The organism is Methylomonas sp. MK1, from assembly GCF_000365425.1.
GTDB lineage: Bacteria > Pseudomonadota > Gammaproteobacteria > Methylococcales > Methylomonadaceae > Methylomonas.
The window spans coordinates 1,008,668-1,027,467 of sequence record NZ_AQOV01000002.1; the positions used below are offsets into that span (position 1 = coordinate 1,008,668).

Below are 18,800 nucleotides of genomic sequence, written 5' to 3' on the forward strand. Positions count from 1 at the left end.
ATTTATTTTGCTCTCAAGGCGGCCAAGGTGCCGTCTTTGGCGTAAATGTAAACAGTGTCGTCCACGACTACCGGCTTGGCTTCTATCGCCGCTTTACTGACCTGAATGCGGCCCAATTGGCGGCCGTCGCTATTGGACAGCCAATGTACGTAGCCTTCGAAATCGCCAACTACCACATAATTTTGATAAACCACCGCCGCCGTCAATTGGCGGTTGTGTAAGTCTTTTTGTTTCCACAACGAGGCGCCGCTACGTTGATCCAGTTGCCAGACCTCGCTTTGCGTATCACTGACATAAAGGTAACGATAATCCAGGCTCAGGCCGGTGTAGGACGACACCGCTTCGTTGCGCCACAGCACGTCGCCGTCCACTTCCGAAACAGAGGACGCGCCGCCGGTGAAGCCGGCAATATAAATGGCCCCGCGCGCCGCGACCGGATCGACATCCAGATCGACTAAGCGTTCGACTTCGGAACGGCCGCTCGGAATCGCGATCGTGGCTTCCCAGATGGATTTGCCGTCTCTTAATTGCAGGGCTTCCAGCTTGCCGTTAGCCGAGCCGGCGATCACATTGTCGTCAATGATGATGGGCGCGCCGGTGCCGCGGATACTCAAGGCGGGTACGTTGTGCTCGAAGGTCCATAGTTGCGCGCCGTTATCTTCTTTTAGGCCAATAATCTTGCCGTCGGTGGTACGGACGATGACAATACCGCGACTGACCACAGGGGCGGCCAATACTTCGCTAGGCACGTCTATTTTCCAGCGTTGTTCGCCGCTGGCTTTGTCAAAACCTATGACTTCGCCGGTGCTGGTGCCCATCACCACCGTGTGCACACCCAGGCCGGGACCGGCCGAGAAGCTGTAATCGGTGTTGTTTTCCCAGGTCAGGCTGCCGTTGCCGGCCCCGCGAGCTTGCAAATGGCCTTTGTTGTCGCCCACGTAAATAGTGCCTTCGGCGACTGCGGGTATCAGTTTCAGATATTTTTCGTCCGCGCCATTACCGATTGATTCCTTCCACAGCACCTCGACCTGCACTTCCGGGGTATATTCCTGCAAGGCGGCCGGCGGATCGGCGTTGTCGTCGTCGCCGGTAATATATTCCGTTAAGCCTGAGATAAAATCGCGTCCGGCATCCAGTCCCGCGCAGCCGGCCAGCATTGGCAGACAAGCAAGCAGCGGGAAAAGTGAGCGGTATCTGATGTTCCTGATTAACATGCTAAAGCGTGTATCCGTTGGAGTGAGCTTAATTGGCGGTCGCCGGGGCAGCGTTGCTCGGCGTCGCGACGTCGTCCAGTTTGAACTGAGTCAACGGCGTGGCTTGACCGGTTCTGATTGCGCTTTGGTAAGCGCTACGAGCTTCGTCCAAGCGGTCCAGCGCCACATACAGGTCACCCTGCAATTCGTCGTAACTGGCGGAAAATCCTTCGGATTTGGCGGGATCGACCGCAGCGATCAATTGCAAGCCTTGTTCGTATTGACCGGTAGCCAACATTAACTGAATCAGACGCAGACGGGCGACATGTCTTAATTCATCGCTGTCGGCTTCTTTGATTGATTTTTCCAGAATCGCTTTAGCGCCTTCCAGATCGCCTTTTTGCACTTTACTTTTGGCCAGTTGCAGGCCGGCATAGTGGGCGTAAGCGGTGCCGGGAAATTCGAGAGGCAAGCGTTCCGCCAGTTTTTCGGTGGATTCGCTATTGTCCTTGGCCGCGCTGTCCAATAATTGTTGGTACATTTGCGAGGCTTGGTTGCGTTTGTCCAGTTGGTGGTTTTGCCAAAGATTCCAGCCGCTCACCAATACTATTGCGGTGACAACACCGGCGATCAATGAAGTCTGATTGGCTTCCCACCATTTTTTCAACTGTTCCAGCTGTTCTTCTTCGGTATCGTAAATTGCCACGGTAGTTCTCTTCTATTCTCAGGTTACAAGGGATTATTGGCTGTGCCAGTCTTGCAGGGTTTGCAGGAGTTGGTCGTGATTGTGCGTGCTTTGTTCAGCGTCGATGCGTAAGGGTTTCAAGGCTACTTCGCCGCGTTGGGCTTCGTCGTCGCCGATGATGATGGCGTACTCTGCACCGGATTTATCGGCTTTTTTAAACTGACTCTTGAAGCTGCCGCCGCCGCAATTGACTTGCAGTTTTAAGCCGGGAATCGCATCGCGGATACGCTCTGCCAAGCGCATGCCGGCGGCTTCGGCGCTGGTGCCGACCCGAATCATGTATACATCGGTAGTCGGCGCGACCGGCACGTTTTCCAGTAATTCCAGCAACGCCAGGATGCGCTCCATACCCATCGCAAAGCCGATAGCATGGTTGGCTTTGCCGCCCAATTGCTCGATCAGACCGTCGTAACGGCCGCCGGCGCAGATGGTGCCTTGCGAACCCAAGTGCTCGGTGACCCATTCGAATACGGTCTTGCCGTAATAATCCAGGCCGCGCACCAAGCGGGTATTCAACTGGTAGGCGATGCCCAGGTCGTCCAGCGTGGCTTTCAGGCTATTGAAATGCGCCAGGCTTTCTTCGCCCAGGTGCTCAAGCAACACCGGAGCTTGTTGTAGCATGGCCTGCATGTCGGGGTTTTTACTATCCAGAATGCGTAGCGGATTGGTTTCCAGGCGGCGCAAGCTGTCTTCGTCCAAAACCGCCAGATGTTGTTGGAAATAGTCGACCAGTTTGCCGCGGTAGGTCAAACGTTCTTCGCTGGTACCCAGGGAATTGATTTGCAGTTCGACTTTATCGCGAATCCCCAATTGCTTCCAAAGCCGGTCGGTTAGGGCGATGATTTCCGCGTCGATATCCGGGCCCGGCATGCCATAGGTTTCCACGCCCAGTTGGTAGAATTGACGGTAACGGCCTTTCTGCGGGCGCTCGTGACGGAACATCGGTCCGTAATACCACAAGCGGTGGCTCTGGTTGTGCAATAAACCGTGTTCCAGACAGGCGCGCAAACAGCCGGCGGTGCCTTCGGGACGCAGGGTCAAGGAGTCGCCGTTGCGGTCGTCGAAGGTGTACATTTCTTTTTCGACGATGTCGGTGACTTCGCCGATCGAGCGTTTGAACAGCTCGGTTTTTTCGACGATGGGCAGACGAATTTCCTGATAGCCGTAGGCGCCCAGTACTTGTCTGGCTTGGCCTTCCAGCCATTGCCAATAAGGCGATTGCTCGGGAAGGATGTCGTGCATGCCGCGGATGGCTTGGATAGCCTGTTGTTGTTTTGCCATGATCTTGTTTGCTGCCGGATTATTTGCTGATCGCGGTTTTTACTTGTTGAGCCTCTTTGGAAGCCGGAAATGAGCTAATCAATTGCTCGCGGTATTCTTCGGATACTTTGCTGTTGCCCAGCGCCCGTTCGGTTTGAAACGCTATCCACAGCGTTTCCGGGGTATGTTTAGCAACGCCTAGATAGCGTTCCAAAAACGCCCTAGCGGACATAAACTGACCATTCTGATAGCTGATGCGTTGCATCTCCTGCAAGGCGGGCGAATAGTCCGGTTGAGATTGCAGTGCTTGACGAAAATACTCTTCGGCGTGCTGCATGTCATTTTGTTTTGCATGGCAAACGCCCAAATTGGTCAGCGCGAACCAGGGTCGGCTGTTCATCGGCGAGGCCATGGATTCTTGCAGCAGGGCGACGCCTTTGTCGAATTTGCCTTGCTCGCACAAAAAACGGCCGTAGTTGTTCTTGATGCTGAAGTTGTCCGAGTCTTTACTCAAGGCTGTTTGATAGCTCTCGCTGGCCGCTTCGGTTTGTTTGATACGCTCGTAGAATACCGCTAGGGCGTTATGGGTTTCCGGGTTGCTGGAATCCAGTCGCACTGCGGTTTCCAGCTTTTCCTTGGCGACTTCGAGCATGCCCATATCCAAATAGCGGGCGCCCATCTGTAAATTGAGCTTGGCTTTTTCGGCATTGCTCATCGTGTCGCGGGTCTCCGGCAGTAAGCCGCAGGCACCCAGCAATAAACCGATCAGCACTAATCCGCGAGCTGTTCGCCTATTGGCCATGGGAGAGTCCTTGCGCTTGCAGCTTTAAATGTCTGCGGCTCTTGTCTTGTACCTGACCGACCAATTGCCCGCAAGCTGCGTCTATGTCTTCGCCGCGGGTCTTGCGGACGGTGGTGACGATGCCGGCATTATGCAGAATATCCCGAAACTTCAGGATAGCGGCGTTACTGGAGCAGCGATAGTGCGATTGCGGAAACGGATTGAAAGGAATCAAATTCAGTTTCGATGGCACGGTTTTCAATAGTTTGACTAGGGTGCGCGCATCTTCCGGGCTATCGTTGATACCGTCCAGCATCACGTATTCAAACGTGATGTGCTTGCGTGGGCCGGTTTTGGCGTACTCGCGGCAGGCTTCCATCAACTCTTTTAGCGGATATTTGACGTTGATAGGCACCAATTGGTCGCGTAATGCGTCATGCGGAGCGTGCAAGGAGACGGCGACACTGACGTCGCAGACTTCGTTCAGGCGCTTCATCGCCGGCACAATGCCGGAGGTGCTGATGGTGACGCGGCGTTTGGACAGGCCGTAACAAAAGTCGTCCATCATTAAATTCATTGCCGCCACGACATTATCGAAGTTCAGCAGAGGCTCGCCCATGCCCATCATCACCACGTTGGTGATGCGGCGTTCCGGCCCCAGTCTTTGTTGCGCCAGATAGAGCTGGCCGATGATTTCGGCGGTGGACAGGTTGCGGTTGAAGCCTTGTTTGGCGGTCGAGCAAAAGGTGCAGGCCAGTGCGCAGCCCACTTGTGAGGACACGCAAAGGGTAGCGCGGCGTTCTTCGGGGATGTAAACGGTTTCCACCCGATTGCCGCAGTGCATCTGTACCGCCCATTTGCAGGTGCCATCGGACGCCAATTGTTCGGCGACGATTTCCGGGACTTTGATCTGGCAGTGTTCTTTTAAATGACTGCGCAGCGATTTGCTCAGGTTGGTCATCTCGTCGAAATCGGAGATGCCTTCCTGATAAATCCATTTCAGCACCTGAGTGGCGCGAAACGGCTTTTCGCCGAGCTCGACAAAAAAGGCTTGCAAGCCTTTTCTGTCGAAATCCAGCAGATTAATCAATGCTGGCTTAGCGGATACGGTCGCAGAGTTCATCAGCAGAGAAGAAGTAAGCGATTTCTCTCGCAGCAGATTCCGGTGCATCGGAACCGTGTACGGCGTTTTCGTCGATGCTGACCGCGAAGTCCGCGCGAATGGTGCCGGGAGCGGCTTCTTTAGGATTGGTGGCGCCCATCAATTCACGGTTTTTCAGAACCGCATTTTCGCCTTCCAATACTTGCACAACAACCGGACCGGAGGTCATGAAGCTGACCAAGTCTTTGAAAAAGCCGCGTTCTTTATGCTCGGCATAAAAGCCTTCGGCTTGTTCTTGGCTCAATTGCAGCATTTTTGCTGCCACGATGCGCAGACCGTTTTTTTCGAAGCGGCTGACAATTTCCCCAATCACATTTTTAGCGACTGCATCAGGCTTGATGATTGAGAAAGTACGTTCGATTGCCATTGTGTAACTCCAGTGAGGATAGTGATTGAAAAATTAATTGCGCATTATATCTTGTCAGGCAGGGTGTTGAGAAACGCCCTGCCGAATAGTGCTTTTCCGAAACGGCTGAATAGGCCCGGTTTGTGCTGCGCCGAGTCTCAATTTTTTGGCTAGATGGAAATTTTATCGGTGCGATGATCGTTGCCGTAGAACCAGTTGACCAACATCCGGGTGCCGGTAACCGCAGTAAATACCGAAGTGGCAATCCCAATCATCAGGACCAGCGCGAAACCCTTAACCGGGCCCGTGCCAAAGCCGAACAATAATACTGCGACGATGAAGTGAGTCACGTTGGAGTCGAGAATGGTCGCAAACGCTTTTTCGTAACCGACGTAAATACTGGCCTGCCGGCTCAAGCCATTACGCAGTTCCTCGCGGATCCGTTCGTTGATCAGTACGTTGGCGTCCACCGCCATACCCACAGTCAAGACGATACCGGCCATGCCTGGCAGGGTCAGGGTGGCTTGCAAGACGGACATGATGGAGATCAGCAGTACAACGTTGAACAACAAAGCAAAGTTGGCGATCAAGCCGAACGCGCGGTAATAAGCGACCATGAAAAACACGACCAGCAGGAAGCCGGCGGTAATCGACATCATGCCTTGATCGATATTTTCCTGACCCAAACTGGGGCCGACCGTGCGTTCTTCGACGATTTCAACCGGAGCTGCCAAGGCGCCGGCTCTGAGTAATAAGGCCAAGGTGCGGGCTTCTTCAGGGCTATCCAGACCGGTGGTTTGGAAGCGTTTGCTGAAACTGTCGCGGATGGTGGCGACGCTGATGACTTTTTCGACTTTTTCTTTATGCTGAACTTTCTCGCCGTTAACGACCCGGGTTTCGGATTTGTATTCGATGAACACCACCGCCATCGGCTTGCCGATATTTTCCTGGGTCATCTTGCCCATCTTCTTGGCGCCGACGCCATCCAGCGTGATGAATACGGCAGGTGAACCGTCTTGATCCAAGCCTGATGACGCATCGGTGATCTGGTCGCCGGTAACGATAACCGCGCGTTTCAATAGCACCGGGGCGCCATTTTTGTCTTTATATAAACGGCTGCCGATAGGTTCGTGACCGCCCAAGGCCGATTGCACATCATGCTCCACGTCCACTAAACGGTATTCCAGTGTGGCGGTGGTGCCTAACAATTCTTTCGCGCGGGTAGTGTCTTGTACGCCGGGTAATTGCACGACGATGCGGCTGTCGCCTTGTTGCTGAATGATAGGCTCGGCTACGCCCAGTTCGTTGACCCGGTTACGCAGCGTGGTAATGTTTTGGCCCAGCGCCGCCTTTTTGATTTCGCGCAGGTTGCGTTCGGGGATGTTCAACGTAAATTCATTCGGACCGCTTTCCACTAAATCCAGTGTGCGGAAATCTTTGTTGAGTACTTCCGTGGCGGCAACTCTGGATTCTTCGTTAGGCAGCACGACTTTGATGCCACCAGATTCCTTCGAAACTGATTGATACCGAACTTTTGCATCGCGGAAGGCCGAGCGAATATCGTTGGTATAACGTTCTTCAGCCTGCTTCAGCGCGCTGTCCATGTCAACTTCCAACAGGAAGTGCACCCCGCCGCGCAAGTCTAGGCCCAGATGCATAGGATTTGCACCGAAAGCGCGCAGCCAAGCAGGGGTGGCAGGCGCTAAATTTAAGGCGACTGTCGCTTTGCCGGACATTTGTTCGCGCAATATGTCCGCCGCTTTCATTTGTTCGTCGGTATTGTTGAAGCGCGCCAGAATTTTGCCGTCGGCAAATTCGAAGCTTTTCAGCGTAAAACCAGCGTTTTTGATACTGGCGGCGACTGCGTCAGCCTGAGACTGCTGCAATGGCGTCGGGCTAGACGAAGCCAATTGCACTGCCGGGTCGTTGCCATAAAGATTGGGCAGCGCGTAAATCGTACCAACCAACAGCACGAAAATTACTAGGATGTTTTTCCAGACAGGGAAATGATTTTGCATGGTTATTCCATTAAAAGCAGTGACAGCCAGGCTGTTGCGAATAAAAGCGGGGGATATCGCAGGGTTAAAGCAAACTTATTCTTTGGTTCTTTTGCTGTTCAAGGTTTTGTAAGTACCTTTTGGCATCATGTTGGCGATGGCATGGCGTTGTACTTGAATAAAGCTGTTATCGGATACTTCCAGTTTGACGAAGTTGTCGTCCAGTTCGGCCACTTTACCTAGAATGCCGCCGGTGGTGACCACTTCCGCGCCTTTACCCAACGCAGCCAGCATTTGTTTTTGTTCCTTGTTGCGCTTGGATTGCGGGCGGATGAACAGGAAATAGAAAAATATCAGAATGCCCAACGGGAACAGCATGCCTTCAAAACCGGGTTGTACGGCGGTGGGCGCTGTTTGGGCCAGCGCATCAGAAATCAAGAAACTCATGGTAATCCTCTTATTGTTATCGTCGTTTTAATGGTCCGGCCGGGCGGACAGGCGCGCATTATGCCACACTAGCAGTGCTTATCACATTACGCTGTCGATTTGCCCGGCTTATGCTAGCGTTCGGCCGATTGCCTCGCCCAGTTGTACCGCTTTGCCGGCGGTCAAGTCTTCGTTCCAGGCGGTTTTTTCTTTACCGAACAAGACGATAATGGTCGAGCCCATATTGAACCTGCCCATTTCCACGCCTTTTTCAAGCGTCGGCGCGTCTTCTTGATAACGCCAAGTTCTGGGTGCGCTGATGCTAGGTGGCGTTACTACACCGTGCCAGACGGTTTCGACGCTAGACACGAAAATCGCGCCCACCAGAATCAAAGCCATCGGCCCGGCATCCGTGTCGAAAATACAGGCCACACGCTCGTTACGCGCAAAAAGGTTTGGCACTGCGCCGACGGTGGTGTTATTCACGCTGAACAGTCGGCCTGGAATATGCACCATTTCTTTCAAAGTGCCGGTTAAGGGCATATGCAGACGGTGATAATCCTTTGGCGATAAGTAAATGGTGGCGAAGGAACCGTTTTCAAAGGCCTGTGCCCGTTCCACATCGCCGCCGAGCAATTCCAGCGCGCTGTAGTCGTGGCCTTTGGCTTGGAAAATTCGACCGTTGCTGATCGGTCCGGCTTGGCTGACCGCGCCGTCCGCCGGGCAGGCTATGGCGTCGGCTGCTGAGATAATCTGCCTGGCGCCGTCTTTTAATTCGCGGGTAAAAAAATCATTAAAGCTAGGATAGTTATCCAGGTCTTGAGACTTGGCTTCCTGCATATTCACGCCGTACATCTGCACGATGGATTTGATAAACAGATTTTTCCAGGTTTTGTTTTGGCAGTGAGTCAGTTTGGACATCAAGCCGGAAAGGGCGTGATGCGGCAATGCGTATTGCGGCAACACGGTAAAAATTTCTTTTAAGTTCATGTGTCGGAATCGGGGGTTTTGCCGCTGATGAAATACGCGAAGGCGATGACTTCGGCGACGGCAATATAAAGTTGTTGGGGGATTTCCTCGCCGAGCGGGACTTGCGCCAAAATTCGCGCCAGCTCCGGTTCGTTTTGCAGCGGTACGCCGTGTTTTTCGGCGATGGCCAGAATTTGCTGAGCGGTAAAGCCTTCGCCTTTAGCGGTAACTTTCGGCGCATTTTTGCCGTCGTACTGTAGCGCGACGGCAATGTCGCTGTTATAGAAGGTTCTGCCGCTCACGGCGATTTAAGGCAGATTGACCAATTCGGGTGCTTGCCAGCTTGGGTCGCGATGCTCGGCGATCACGGTGGTGTAAATGCCGCCGCGCACATTGAATTCGGCGCGCAAGCGCATGAAATTAGGTGAAATCGCCGCGACAATATGATCCAAAATCTCGTTGGTGACCGCTTCATGAAATGCGCCGCGCTCGCGAAAAGTCCACATATACAGCTTTAAGGATTTGAGCTCGACGCACAATGTGTTGGGTACGTATTCCAGAACCAGTTTGGCGAAGTCGGGCTGGCCGGTCATCGGGCATAAACAGGTAAATTCAGGGATGTCGATGCGAATCGTAAAGTCGCGCGCCGGCCTGGGGTTTTCGAAAGTGGTGAGGTCTGCGCTGGGTTTTGTAGTCATTGCTTGATTTGGGTTGCTAGGGATTCCGGAGTGGCGGATATGACATCCGCCGGTTAAGTCTGGTTATATTTTACCAGCTAAGATGCGATAGCGTATTAAGCATTTAAAATCAATTATTTATAGCATTATTTTACGTTGGCGGGTGTGTGGGGTTCCGGGTTTGTCCTTCCTAAACGAGTCTAAACAATTGGTCGGCGGAATTGTCAACAACTTGGGGCGAATGATGTAAAATTAGTGCTAAGGCGAATCGTAAAAACCGCTAGAATGTAAGTTCAATTTGCAGGGGAGTCGACGATGGAAATCAACACTACATACCCAAACCAAAATTCCTTGGCTAGCCAAGGCGTATCCAGAGAGCAAAAAGCCGGCGCAATTGAAGAATTGGCCGAGCGCAGAAAGGCAAGTAATTCGCAAAGTCAGGTTGAGAGAACCGAGCCAAGCCCAAGCGACACAGTCAGTTTGTCCCAGGAATCTTTGAAATTGGCGCAGGCTGCCAGCGGACAAAATAGCGACAGTCAGGCCAGAATCAACAGTCCGGAGCAGGCGCAAGAGGTGGTTGGGAAGTTAATCTCGGACATTCAAAACAATCCAGTTCAAGCCCAATCCGCTGTCGCCAACAGATCGCGCGCCAACTTAGGCGCATTGTTGAATTAGGCTCGTTACGTTTCTTTCAGCAGTTTCCGCAAATAGGGGGCCAGCCTTAATGGCTGGCTCCGCTAAATTCCGGTAATTTCATACCAATCCTCGTCTCGCCCCGATTGACTGAAGTCTTGAAATAGTCGCTGGCGATAAAAACGAAGCGACTATCACTAAAGAAGTGGAATCCTGTGCTGCCAGTTGATCTCGAATGGTTGCTCTACTCGGTATCATTAATCGCCATGCGGTAGCCCACGCCGACTTCAGTCAGCAAATAACGTGGCCGCGCCGGGTTGACTTCCAGCTTGTGGCGCAATTGCCCCATGTAAATACGCAGATAATGTTGATCGTGGATGTGCTCAGCCCCCCAGACTTCCTGAAGTAGCTGGCGATGGGTGACCACTACGCCGGCATGGCGTATCAGAATGCCGAGCAATCGATATTCGATAGGGGTGATGCGTACTTCGTTGTCGGCAACGAATACTTTCCGACGCGTCAAATCTACCTTTAATAGACCGGTTTCGAATACCTCTAGGTTGCTACGGCTGCGAGCGACCCGGCGCATCAAGGCTTGCAGACGAGCGTGCAATTCGCCGCTACCGAAGGGTTTGGTCAAGTAATCGTCGGCACCGGCATCTAGTGCCAGGATCTTGTTTTGTTCCTGGCTGCGCGCCGACAAGATCAGGATGGGCAAATCCGACAATTGGCGCAGGCGACGGGTGACCGCTATACCGTCCATGTCAGGTAACCCTAGATCCAAGATCACCAAATCTGGATGTTCGCTATTCAGCATTGCCAGCCCCGATTTGCCGCAGTCGGCTTCGATTGTGGACCAACCGCGATGGGTGAGGCTGGTTTTTAGGAAGCGTCGGGTTTGTGCGTCGTCTTCTATCAGTAGAATCAGGGGGATTGCTGTCATGCTACGCTCCCAAGCGCTTCCGATTCTGCAAGCAGCGGCGGCGCATGCAGGGGTAGTTCGATGCTAAATTCCGCACCTTTGCCGGCGCGGTTATCGGCTTGAATAAGCCCGCCATGCGCCTCGACGATAGCCTTACACAATGCCAGCCCCAGGCCAACCCCGTTTTGCTGGGTTTCGGTGGCGCCGCGATAAAACTTCTCGAAAATCCGGGTTTGTTGATGTTTGGCAATGCCAGGGCCGTAATCCGTTATGCTTAAGCGGAAGCGCTTCGGCAGCGCTATCGCTTCGATGTCAATGGGGCTGCCCGGCGACGTATACTTAACCGCGTTTTCGATCAGATTGACCAGTACCTGTTCCATCAGTACCGCGTCGATCCACAATAGCGGCAAGCTATCCGGCAGCAGCGTGCGTACCGGTCTGTCCTGTAAGTGTTTATCCAGGCGGTTCAAGGCACTGCCGACGATTTCTTCAATGGCGTTCCAGCTGCGGTGTAAAATGATCTGACCGCTGCTCAAGCGGGCCATATCCAGAATTTTGCCGGTCAACTCCGACATGCGTTGCGCTTCTTCCAATACCGATTGATTCAACTCTTGGCGTTCCATGGCTGATAATCCGGCATCATTCTCGATAGCGGTGCCGACCGCACCAATGATGCGGGTCAAAGGCGTGCGTAGGTCATGGGAAATGGAGCTTAACAACGCATTGCGCAAGGCTTCAGTTTCGGCTTGCAGATTGGCCTCGCGGGCTTGAGCGGCTAGCTGAAATCGCTCCAAGGTTTGCGCGATTAAATGGCAGAAGGTGTTTACTTCCGGCGATTGTCTGACCAATGCTTCAGTTTGTAGGATGGTTAACACACCTTGCACGGCACTAGATCCGTGCAGCGGGTAATAGCTTAAAGGGTGCTGCTGTCTGACTTCGCCTTTCTCGAAGGCCCGTTGTGCCAGAGCAAGATCGATGTTGTGCAGTGAAACGGGTAATACCTGATTTGTCTGTATTTGCAGGCCGTTTTCGGTATTGGCAATCAGCAGCACCGAATCCGTACCAAATTCATTGTCGATATGTTCGGCCGCGATACGGGCAACGGCGTTGTGATCCTGGGCCGCGGACAGGTCACGACTCAATCGATAGAGCGCATTAGTATGCGATTCCCGTTGTTTGGCTAACTCGGCTTGCAAGCGTGATTTTTCAAGCAAGCTGCCGGTGACGTTCGCGACAATGATCATTACCGCCAAGCCGACGATATTTTCCAGGTCGCTAATCGCAAACGAGAAAATTGGCCGGGCAAAATAAAATGCAAAGGTTGGCGCGCTGAGTAGCGAGGCGACGATGGACGCGCTGCGACCATAGCGGCTGGCGACCAGAAATACGCCCAGCAAGTAAGTCATCAGGATGCTGGCCGGTCCCAACAGGTCGCGCAAAGGCCAATCGATCAGCGTGCAAATGAAGGGCGCGGCTAAACCCCAGGCATGGCCGATGAAACGCTCGTTTTTCGCTAAGTTCGGGCTGGAGCCGAAAACGCCAGATAATTTCATCAATCCGTTTAAGGCTTCTGCTGGTCAGAAAGACCCTGCATTGACCAGCATATGTGTGCCGATACTGGCAAAGTATGCCAACAGGATTACCGGACACCATTTCATATGGCTGCCGAACGTATATTGTCCTTTGGCTTGGCCCATTAAACCGATGCCTGGCGCGGAGCCAATTGCCAGCAGGCTGCCGCCTACGCCTAGGGTCAAGGTCAGCAACAGCCATTGTCCTTGCGGAATATCGGGATGCATGGTCAACACCGCGAACATCAAAGTGCCGTTATCGACGAATGCCGATGACAAACCGATCATGACATTTGCCAAGGTCGGGCTAAATTGTCCGTATAACACATGAGAAATAGCATCAAGATAGCCGATAAAGCCCAAGCCGCCTATTCCCATCATCGCGCCGTAGAAGAACAGCAGGGTATCCCATTCCAGGCGGCCGACTTTATCGAAAATATCCAGCCGCTTGGCTTCGACAGACATCGAGCTCAAATCGCCACCGCCGAAAAATAGCGAAAATTCCGATTGTTGCGGATTGTTTGGTTTATCGGATTTTTGCAAAAAGAAATAAAAGAATTGTAACAAGGATAGACCAGCCATCATGCCGGCTGCCGCCGGCAATCCCAACGCCATATCAAAACCAACCGCCAAGCTGATGGTGACGCCGAATAGGAATATGATGCGCTTGGCACCGCGCGGTAACAATATTTGCTGGGGCTCGACGATGGGTTTGTCTTTAGGCAAGGCAAAATGCATGGCTGCGGCCGGCAGCAGAAAATTTACCAGACATGGCACGAACAATTTGAAAAACTCGGTAAAACCCAGCATGCCGTGCTGCCAAACAAACAGCGTCGATATGCCGCCCAGCGGGCTAAATGTGCCGCCGGCATTGGTGGCAATCACGATGTTCAAACAACCCAGTGAGACAAAGCGCGGGCTATTCTTGCCGACGGCTACCACGACAGCGCCCATCAGTAGGCCAGCGGTTAAGCCGTTGACGATACAGGAAATTAGAAAAACTAAAAATCCCGTGATCCAAAATAGTCGCCGATAGCTGAGGTCTTTACTCACCAGCCAGATCTTCAGGGCATTAAAAATCCCCATATCTTCCATGGCGTTCAAATAAGTCATTGAAACCATTATGAACAATAACAATTCTATATAGGCCTGCAAGTTACCCTTGAAGGCGGTGGTCGCCGGTAAGCTATGGCCGTGTTGTTGATACGCCAGGACAATGACAAACCAGATTAAAGCTGCCGCCAGCAGCATTGGTTTGGATTTGCGCAGATTCGTCACATCTTCCAGCATCGCGGCTATATATGCCGTGATCATCACGAGCAGCGAGAAGTAACCGGCCCAATGTTGGGTTAGATCAAGATGAAAGGCTTGTGGCGCTGCCGTCGCGGACTCGGCAAATCCGAGGCAGGGAAATATCAGCGACATCAGTCCGAGCAGATAGACAACAACGTGCAGCATGCGTGCTCCGGTTAACGGGATAAATGAAGATGCCTTAAAATTGCTTTGTTTGTGGTAATTTTTGGCGACCAGCGGATTTTATTTTTTGCTGTGTAAAAAAGGCGTAAAGAGGCAATGTTTGCAAGCAAAGCCGCTACATGTGCAAAATTTGAGATCGCCTTTGTTAAAGGCTGCTAGCGTTTGCTGCCAGGGGCACAGCTGTGGTTGGTCAAGCGACAACAGCAATGTTTTTACACATTGATTTTCGAGACCAAATGCTTCGTTCAGTTTAAGGCGTAGTGTTAAGCGGATTTAAATTCCATTCGAATCGAAATGGCATTTCGAAGATAATAGCCGGCTTTGTAAACGGTCTTGAGCGTCTCTAACCAGTCATGAAGCTGGAAAAAATCAAACTTTCGGGTTTCAAATCCTTTGTCGATCCCACCACGATACCGATCAACGGCAATCTGACTGCGATTGTCGGCCCCAACGGTTGCGGCAAATCCAATATCATCGACGCGGTGCGTTGGGTGATGGGCGAAAGCTCGGCCAAGCATTTGCGCGGCGGCAATATGGCGGACGTGATTTTCAACGGTTCGTCGGGTCGTAAACCGGTCAGTATGGCGTCTGTCGAACTGGTATTCGACAACAGCGAAGGCAAGGCCGGCGGCGAATATTCGCAGTACGCCACCATTTCCATTAAACGCCAGGTCAGCCGCGACGGCCAGTCGTTGTTCATGTTGAACGGTTCCAAATGCCGGCGTAAGGATATTACCGATCTATTTTTGGGCACCGGTCTGGGCTCGCGCAGTTACGCGATCATCGAGCAGGGTACGATTTCCCGGATGGTGGAAGCCAAGCCGGAAGATTTGCGTATCCATATCGAGGAAGCTGCGGGCGTTTCCAAATATAAAGAGAGGCGTTCGGAAACCGAAACCCGCATGCGCCATACCCGCGAGAATCTGGAGCGGCTGAACGATTTGCGTGACGAGGTCGAAAAGCAAATCAAGAATTTGGCCAAGCAGGCGGAAAAGGCCGAGAAATACACCGAGCTGAAAAAGCAGGAACGCCAATACAAGCAAGAGTTGCTGGCAATGCGCTGGCAAAATTTCCAACGCTCCGCGCAGAAGCTGGAAGAAAAACTGCAAAGTATCGCCGCCGAACACAATCGTTTGTTCGTGCTTTTGCGCGATACCGAAAAATCCATGGAGCTGAAACGCGGTGAACAGAAAGCTCAGCAGCAGCATCTGGACAGCACCCAAGCGGAATATTATGCGGTGGTTGCCGAAGTCAGCCGGCTGGAACAGACCATCAAGCACAACCAAAAAAGCCACGAAGAAACCCTGGTCGAAATCAATCGCTTGAAACTGCACGCCGAGCAGGCGCAATCCGAATGCGAGCAGGACCGGCAGCAGCTGGAGGAAATTCGCCAGACCTTGCTGGAAGCCGAAGAAACCATGATTGTGGCCCGCGAACGCGAGGAAGACTTGCTGGGCATTCAACAAGACGCGCATTTGCAAAAGCAGCAATGGCAGCAGCAGTGGGAAGCGTTTTTGGCGGAAAACGCCGGTTATCGCGAACAAGCGGAAGTGCAGCGGACCAAGCTGGTACAGCTGGAAAATCAAAACCGGCAGTTGCAGACGCGCTTGGACAAATTAAACGGCGAACGTGGCGGCCTGGCCGACACCCAGTTGCAACTGGCATTGGAAACGCTGGATAGCAGTATCGAATTGATTGAAGCCGAACGTGATGCGTTGCAGCAGCAACTGGAAGTCGTGCTGCAACGCATCGCCGAACTACGGCCGGCCATCAAACAACTTCACGACAGCCTGCACGCCAGCCGAGCCGAATTGCAGAAGGTTAACGGCAAGATCAGTTCCTTGGAATTGTTGCAGCAGCACGCGATGGGTAAGGATAAAAAAGAGTTGGGCGTCTGGCTGGAGCAGGTAGGCTTGGAGCAACAACCGCGCTTAGCTGAATTTCTGGATGCGGAAGAAGGCTGGGAAACCGCCGTGGAAACGGTATTGGGCAGTTACCTGGAAGCGATCTGTGTAGATAGCGCCGATTCGATATTGGGCGAGTTGCAGGATTTGACCAAACAGTCCTTGGTGGTGTTTGAAACGCATGCCAGTTCAAGCGGTGCTAGTGCTGATTCGGTGGCTTTGGCGAGTAAGTTGCGCAGTCGCTGGGATTTATCCAGTCTATTAAGCGGCATCTACTGCGCCGAGACCATGCAACAGGCCCGGCAAATGAATTTACAGGCGCACGAGTCGGTGGTGTTGGCCGACGGCACCTGGCTGGGTAGGGATTGGATCAAAATCAGCCGGGGCAGCGACAGCAAGGCCGGTGTATTGCATCGCGAAAAAGAATTACGCGAACTGAAGCAGCGGCAAAGCGAACTGCAAATGACGATTGCCGAGGATGAAGAACAATTGGCGAACGCTGAACAGGAGTTAAAGGCCGCCGAAAGCAATCGTGAGCAGTACCAACAAAAGGAAAAGCTGCTGAGCGCCGAGTTTTCCGCGAAAAGCGCCGAGTACAGCGCGCAATCGGCACGTTTTGAACAGCAAAAACGCCGCCTGGAGCAACTCGATTACGAAATTGAAGAAATCAGCCAGCACCTGGCGGAAAACGCTGAAAGCATCTCAGAAGCTGAGATGATCAAGCAGGATGCCGAGCAAGCTTTAGGTGATCTGGGCGACAAGAAAACCGAATTGGAACAACTGAATCAACAAATTCAAGCTCAGCAGCAGAACACCGATGCATCGGTCGACGAGGCGCGTCGACATTTGCATCGTTTGCATGCGCAGATCGAATCCTTGAAATCCTCGGAAGTGCTGACAGCCAAGCAGATTGAGCGTTTGCAATTACAGCATCAGCAGTCGGCTGACCGAATCGCCGAGTTGGAAAACAAATTGCACTATGCCTTGGCACCGCTCGACGACGAGAAATTGCAGCTGGAAGAGTTGTTGGAGAGAAAAGCCGAATTCGAGGATAACCTTCAGTCCGAACGCCAGGCGCAACAAGCCAGCGAACAGACAGTCAGTCAATTGGCTGAGCAATACTCGCAAACCCAACGGTCCTTGGAAAAACAAAAAGAAGCCTTGGATCAGGTGCGTTTCGAGCAACAGGACAGCCGGGTGCGGCAGCAAACGATTGCGGAGCAACTGACCGAAGTCGATGCCGATCCGGAGGCGATACTAACCAATCTGTCCGAAGGCGCAACGGAAGCTAAGTGGAAAAATGCGGTCGATGATTTGACCGATCAGATAGAAAAGCTGGGGTCCATCAACCTGACGGCGATCGAGGAATTCAAAACCCAGTCCGAACGGATGAAGTTTTTAAACGAGCAGCATGACGATTTGGTTGATGCCTTGAATACGCTGGATCAAGCGATCAGCAAGATCGACAAAGAAAGTCGCCAGCGTTTTAAAGAGACTTTCGACAAGATCAATAATGGTTTGAAAGAGAAGTTTCCGCGTTTGTTTGGGGGCGGTCAGGCTTATCTGGAGTTAACCGAAGACGATTTGCTGGAAGCCGGCGTCAACATCATTGCCCGGCCGCCCGGCAAGCGCAACAGCTCAATTCATCTGTTGTCCGGCGGCGAGAAGGCTTTGACGGCGGTGGCCTTGGTGTTCTCGATTTTTGAATTGAACCCGGCGCCGTTCTGTTTGCTTGATGAAGTGGATGCGCCTCTGGATGATGCTAACGTCGTGCGCTTTTCGCAGATGGTGGAAGACATGTCGGCAACCGTACAGTTTTTGTATATTTCGCACAACAAAGTCACAATGGAAATTGCAAAACATCTGGCAGGTGTTACCATGAAGGAGCCTGGAGTATCCAGAATGGTGGCGGTTGATATTGATGAAGCAGTGAGCATGGCAGAAAGCTAATGGATAAAGAATTATTAAGAGTCGTGATTATTTTGATCGGCGTGCTGGTGATGATCGGCATGGTGTTGTGGCATTTCGTCAAATCGTTGCGAGAAAGACGCACGCCCGACGATTATTACGACGAGGACTCTTACGACGACCGCGTGGTTGACGAGTTTTCGGTCGAGGAAGACGACGATGAGATGGATGTATTTGCGTTGGGCAGCGAGTTGGTTGATGGAGATGCTCTGTTAGACGATCAAGCCATCAAGCCCAGCCCAAAACCCTCGACCGATGTCTCGCGTAAGGATGTCGATAAGAAACAAGCCGCGACCTTGGCTAATTCGCGGCGTTTGGAATTGCCGGCCTTGATCGAGTTCAGCATCGTGGCGCGAGCCGATCAGGGTTTTAACGGCGAAGATTTGTTCGAGGCTTTCGAACGCGTGGGTTTGCGTTACGGTAGTGTGCGGGTATTCGAGCGCGTAGATGCCAACCGAATGGTCGATTTCGCTGTCGCCAGCATGGTCGATCCCGGTACTTTTCCCGATACCGGGCTACAAGACTTTTATTGCCCCGGCATCGTGTTTTTCATGCAGCCACGTGAGGTCGATGCGCCGTTGGCGGTATTCGATGACTTCATGGAAACCATCGATACTCTGGCCGACGAACTGGACGGCGTGGTCTGGGACAATCAGCGGCAGCCGCTGACTGCGGAAACCGTCGCGCAGTTTAGACAAATATTGGCCAAGGCCGCCTAAAGCAGTACCTCGCGGGGGCAGGGCAGCCGCCGCATTTATTCTGTAAACCTA

At 52.6% G+C, this 18,800-nt stretch carries 17 protein-coding genes; 3 read left to right on the forward strand and 14 right to left on the reverse strand.

What is annotated here, in order from left to right:
- Positions 1–2: 2 nt before the first annotated feature.
- The 11 genes from bamB to queF all read right to left on the reverse strand — a co-directional run bounded on the left by bamB (position 3) and on the right by queF (position 9,577).
- On the reverse strand, positions 3–1,214 hold the full coding sequence (bamB, locus tag G006_RS0121425) for an outer membrane protein assembly factor BamB (RefSeq protein ID WP_033194296.1): 1,212 nt from the start codon (positions 1,212–1,214) through the stop codon (positions 3–5).
- Positions 1,215–1,242: 28 nt separating this feature from the next.
- Positions 1,243–1,899: a YfgM family protein gene (locus G006_RS0121430; RefSeq protein WP_020485273.1), complete on the reverse strand. Its 657-nt coding sequence runs from the start codon at positions 1,897–1,899 to the stop codon at positions 1,243–1,245.
- A gap of 33 nt (positions 1,900–1,932) precedes the next feature.
- Positions 1,933–3,219, reverse strand: a complete 1,287-nt coding sequence (hisS, locus tag G006_RS0121435) for a histidine--tRNA ligase (protein ID WP_020485274.1) — start codon at positions 3,217–3,219, stop codon at positions 1,933–1,935.
- A 19-nt stretch (positions 3,220–3,238) separates the two neighbouring features.
- Positions 3,239–4,000 carry a type IV pilus biogenesis/stability protein PilW gene (gene pilW, locus G006_RS0121440; RefSeq protein WP_020485275.1) on the reverse strand — a complete coding sequence of 254 codons (762 nt, stop codon included), beginning with the start codon at positions 3,998–4,000 and terminating at the stop codon, positions 3,239–3,241.
- Positions 3,990–5,102: a bifunctional tRNA (adenosine(37)-C2)-methyltransferase TrmG/ribosomal RNA large subunit methyltransferase RlmN gene (locus tag G006_RS0121445; RefSeq protein ID WP_020485276.1), complete on the reverse strand. Its 1,113-nt coding sequence runs from the start codon at positions 5,100–5,102 to the stop codon at positions 3,990–3,992. The genes pilW and G006_RS0121445 overlap by 11 nt, the downstream gene beginning before the upstream one ends.
- On the reverse strand, positions 5,077–5,508 hold the full coding sequence (gene ndk / locus G006_RS0121450; RefSeq protein ID WP_020485277.1) for a nucleoside-diphosphate kinase: 432 nt from the start codon (positions 5,506–5,508) through the stop codon (positions 5,077–5,079). Before ndk ends, G006_RS0121445 begins: the two co-directional genes overlap by 26 nt.
- A gap of 149 nt (positions 5,509–5,657) precedes the next feature.
- Positions 5,658–7,505 (reverse strand): protein translocase subunit SecD, encoded by a 1,848-nt coding sequence (gene secD / locus G006_RS0121455; protein WP_020485278.1) that lies wholly within the window; start codon positions 7,503–7,505, stop codon positions 5,658–5,660.
- A gap of 75 nt (positions 7,506–7,580) precedes the next feature.
- Positions 7,581–7,931, reverse strand: a complete 351-nt coding sequence (gene yajC, locus G006_RS0121460; protein ID WP_020485279.1) for a preprotein translocase subunit YajC — start codon at positions 7,929–7,931, stop codon at positions 7,581–7,583.
- 108 nt (positions 7,932–8,039) lie between these two features.
- Entirely contained in the window at positions 8,040–8,900 is an 861-nt protein-coding gene (gene asd / locus G006_RS0121465; protein WP_020485280.1) for an archaetidylserine decarboxylase, read from the reverse strand.
- Positions 8,897–9,181: an EscU/YscU/HrcU family type III secretion system export apparatus switch protein gene (locus G006_RS0121470; RefSeq protein WP_020485281.1), complete on the reverse strand. Its 285-nt coding sequence runs from the start codon at positions 9,179–9,181 to the stop codon at positions 8,897–8,899. The genes asd and G006_RS0121470 overlap by 4 nt, the downstream gene beginning before the upstream one ends.
- A 6-nt stretch (positions 9,182–9,187) precedes the next feature.
- Positions 9,188–9,577: a preQ(1) synthase gene (gene queF / locus G006_RS0121475; protein ID WP_020485282.1), complete on the reverse strand. Its 390-nt coding sequence runs from the start codon at positions 9,575–9,577 to the stop codon at positions 9,188–9,190.
- Positions 9,578–9,871: 294 nt separating this feature from the next.
- Here queF and G006_RS0121480 point away from each other — a divergent pair, with 294 nt between their 5' ends.
- Entirely contained in the window at positions 9,872–10,231 is a 360-nt protein-coding gene (locus G006_RS0121480) for a hypothetical protein (protein WP_020485283.1), read from the forward strand.
- 202 nt (positions 10,232–10,433) lie between these two features.
- Here the strand turns inward: G006_RS0121480 and G006_RS0121485 are convergent, their stop codons facing one another.
- From G006_RS0121485 to nhaD, 3 genes are read right to left on the reverse strand one after another with little or no spacing between them, the layout of a single operon-like run.
- Positions 10,434–11,132: a response regulator gene (locus G006_RS0121485; protein ID WP_020485284.1), complete on the reverse strand. Its 699-nt coding sequence runs from the start codon at positions 11,130–11,132 to the stop codon at positions 10,434–10,436.
- Entirely contained in the window at positions 11,129–12,664 is a 1,536-nt protein-coding gene (locus G006_RS0121490) for a DUF4118 domain-containing protein (RefSeq protein WP_020485285.1), read from the reverse strand. Before G006_RS0121490 ends, G006_RS0121485 begins: the two co-directional genes overlap by 4 nt.
- 24 nt (positions 12,665–12,688) lie before the next feature.
- The gene (gene nhaD, locus G006_RS0121495; RefSeq protein ID WP_020485286.1) at positions 12,689–14,140 is read right to left on the reverse strand and encodes a sodium:proton antiporter NhaD; all 1,452 of its coding nucleotides are present in this window, start codon (positions 14,138–14,140) and stop codon (positions 12,689–12,691) included.
- 371 nt (positions 14,141–14,511) lie between these two features.
- On the opposite strand from nhaD, the gene smc reads away from it, so the two are divergent.
- Entirely contained in the window at positions 14,512–18,012 is a 3,501-nt protein-coding gene (gene smc, locus G006_RS0121500) for a chromosome segregation protein SMC (protein ID WP_020485287.1), read from the forward strand.
- Positions 18,012–18,749, forward strand: coding sequence for a cell division protein ZipA C-terminal FtsZ-binding domain-containing protein (locus G006_RS0121505; protein WP_020485288.1), 738 nt, complete (start codon positions 18,012–18,014; stop codon positions 18,747–18,749). Before smc ends, G006_RS0121505 begins: the two co-directional genes overlap by 1 nt.
- Positions 18,750–18,800 lie beyond the last annotated feature (51 nt).

Coding starts and splice junctions, on each gene's coding strand:
- bamB (WP_033194296.1), bottom strand. CDS start 1,214: ATGTTAATCAGGAACATCAGATACCGCTCACTTTTCCCGCTGCTTGCT.
- hisS (WP_020485274.1), bottom strand. CDS start 3,219: ATGGCAAAACAACAACAGGCTATCCAAGCCATCCGCGGCATGCACGAC.
- pilW (WP_020485275.1), bottom strand. CDS start 4,000: ATGGCCAATAGGCGAACAGCTCGCGGATTAGTGCTGATCGGTTTATTG.
- G006_RS0121445 (WP_020485276.1), bottom strand. CDS start 5,102: ATGAACTCTGCGACCGTATCCGCTAAGCCAGCATTGATTAATCTGCTG.
- ndk (WP_020485277.1), bottom strand. CDS start 5,508: ATGGCAATCGAACGTACTTTCTCAATCATCAAGCCTGATGCAGTCGCT.
- secD (WP_020485278.1), bottom strand. CDS start 7,505: ATGCAAAATCATTTCCCTGTCTGGAAAAACATCCTAGTAATTTTCGTG.
- yajC (WP_020485279.1), bottom strand. CDS start 7,931: ATGAGTTTCTTGATTTCTGATGCGCTGGCCCAAACAGCGCCCACCGCC.
- asd (WP_020485280.1), bottom strand. CDS start 8,900: ATGAACTTAAAAGAAATTTTTACCGTGTTGCCGCAATACGCATTGCCG.
- queF (WP_020485282.1), bottom strand. CDS start 9,577: ATGACTACAAAACCCAGCGCAGACCTCACCACTTTCGAAAACCCCAGG.
- G006_RS0121480 (WP_020485283.1), top strand. CDS start 9,872: ATGGAAATCAACACTACATACCCAAACCAAAATTCCTTGGCTAGCCAA.
- G006_RS0121485 (WP_020485284.1), bottom strand. CDS start 11,132: ATGACAGCAATCCCCCTGATTCTACTGATAGAAGACGACGCACAAACC.
- G006_RS0121490 (WP_020485285.1), bottom strand. CDS start 12,664: ATGAAATTATCTGGCGTTTTCGGCTCCAGCCCGAACTTAGCGAAAAAC.
- nhaD (WP_020485286.1), bottom strand. CDS start 14,140: ATGCTGCACGTTGTTGTCTATCTGCTCGGACTGATGTCGCTGATATTT.
- smc (WP_020485287.1), top strand. CDS start 14,512: ATGAAGCTGGAAAAAATCAAACTTTCGGGTTTCAAATCCTTTGTCGAT.
- G006_RS0121505 (WP_020485288.1), top strand. CDS start 18,012: ATGGATAAAGAATTATTAAGAGTCGTGATTATTTTGATCGGCGTGCTG.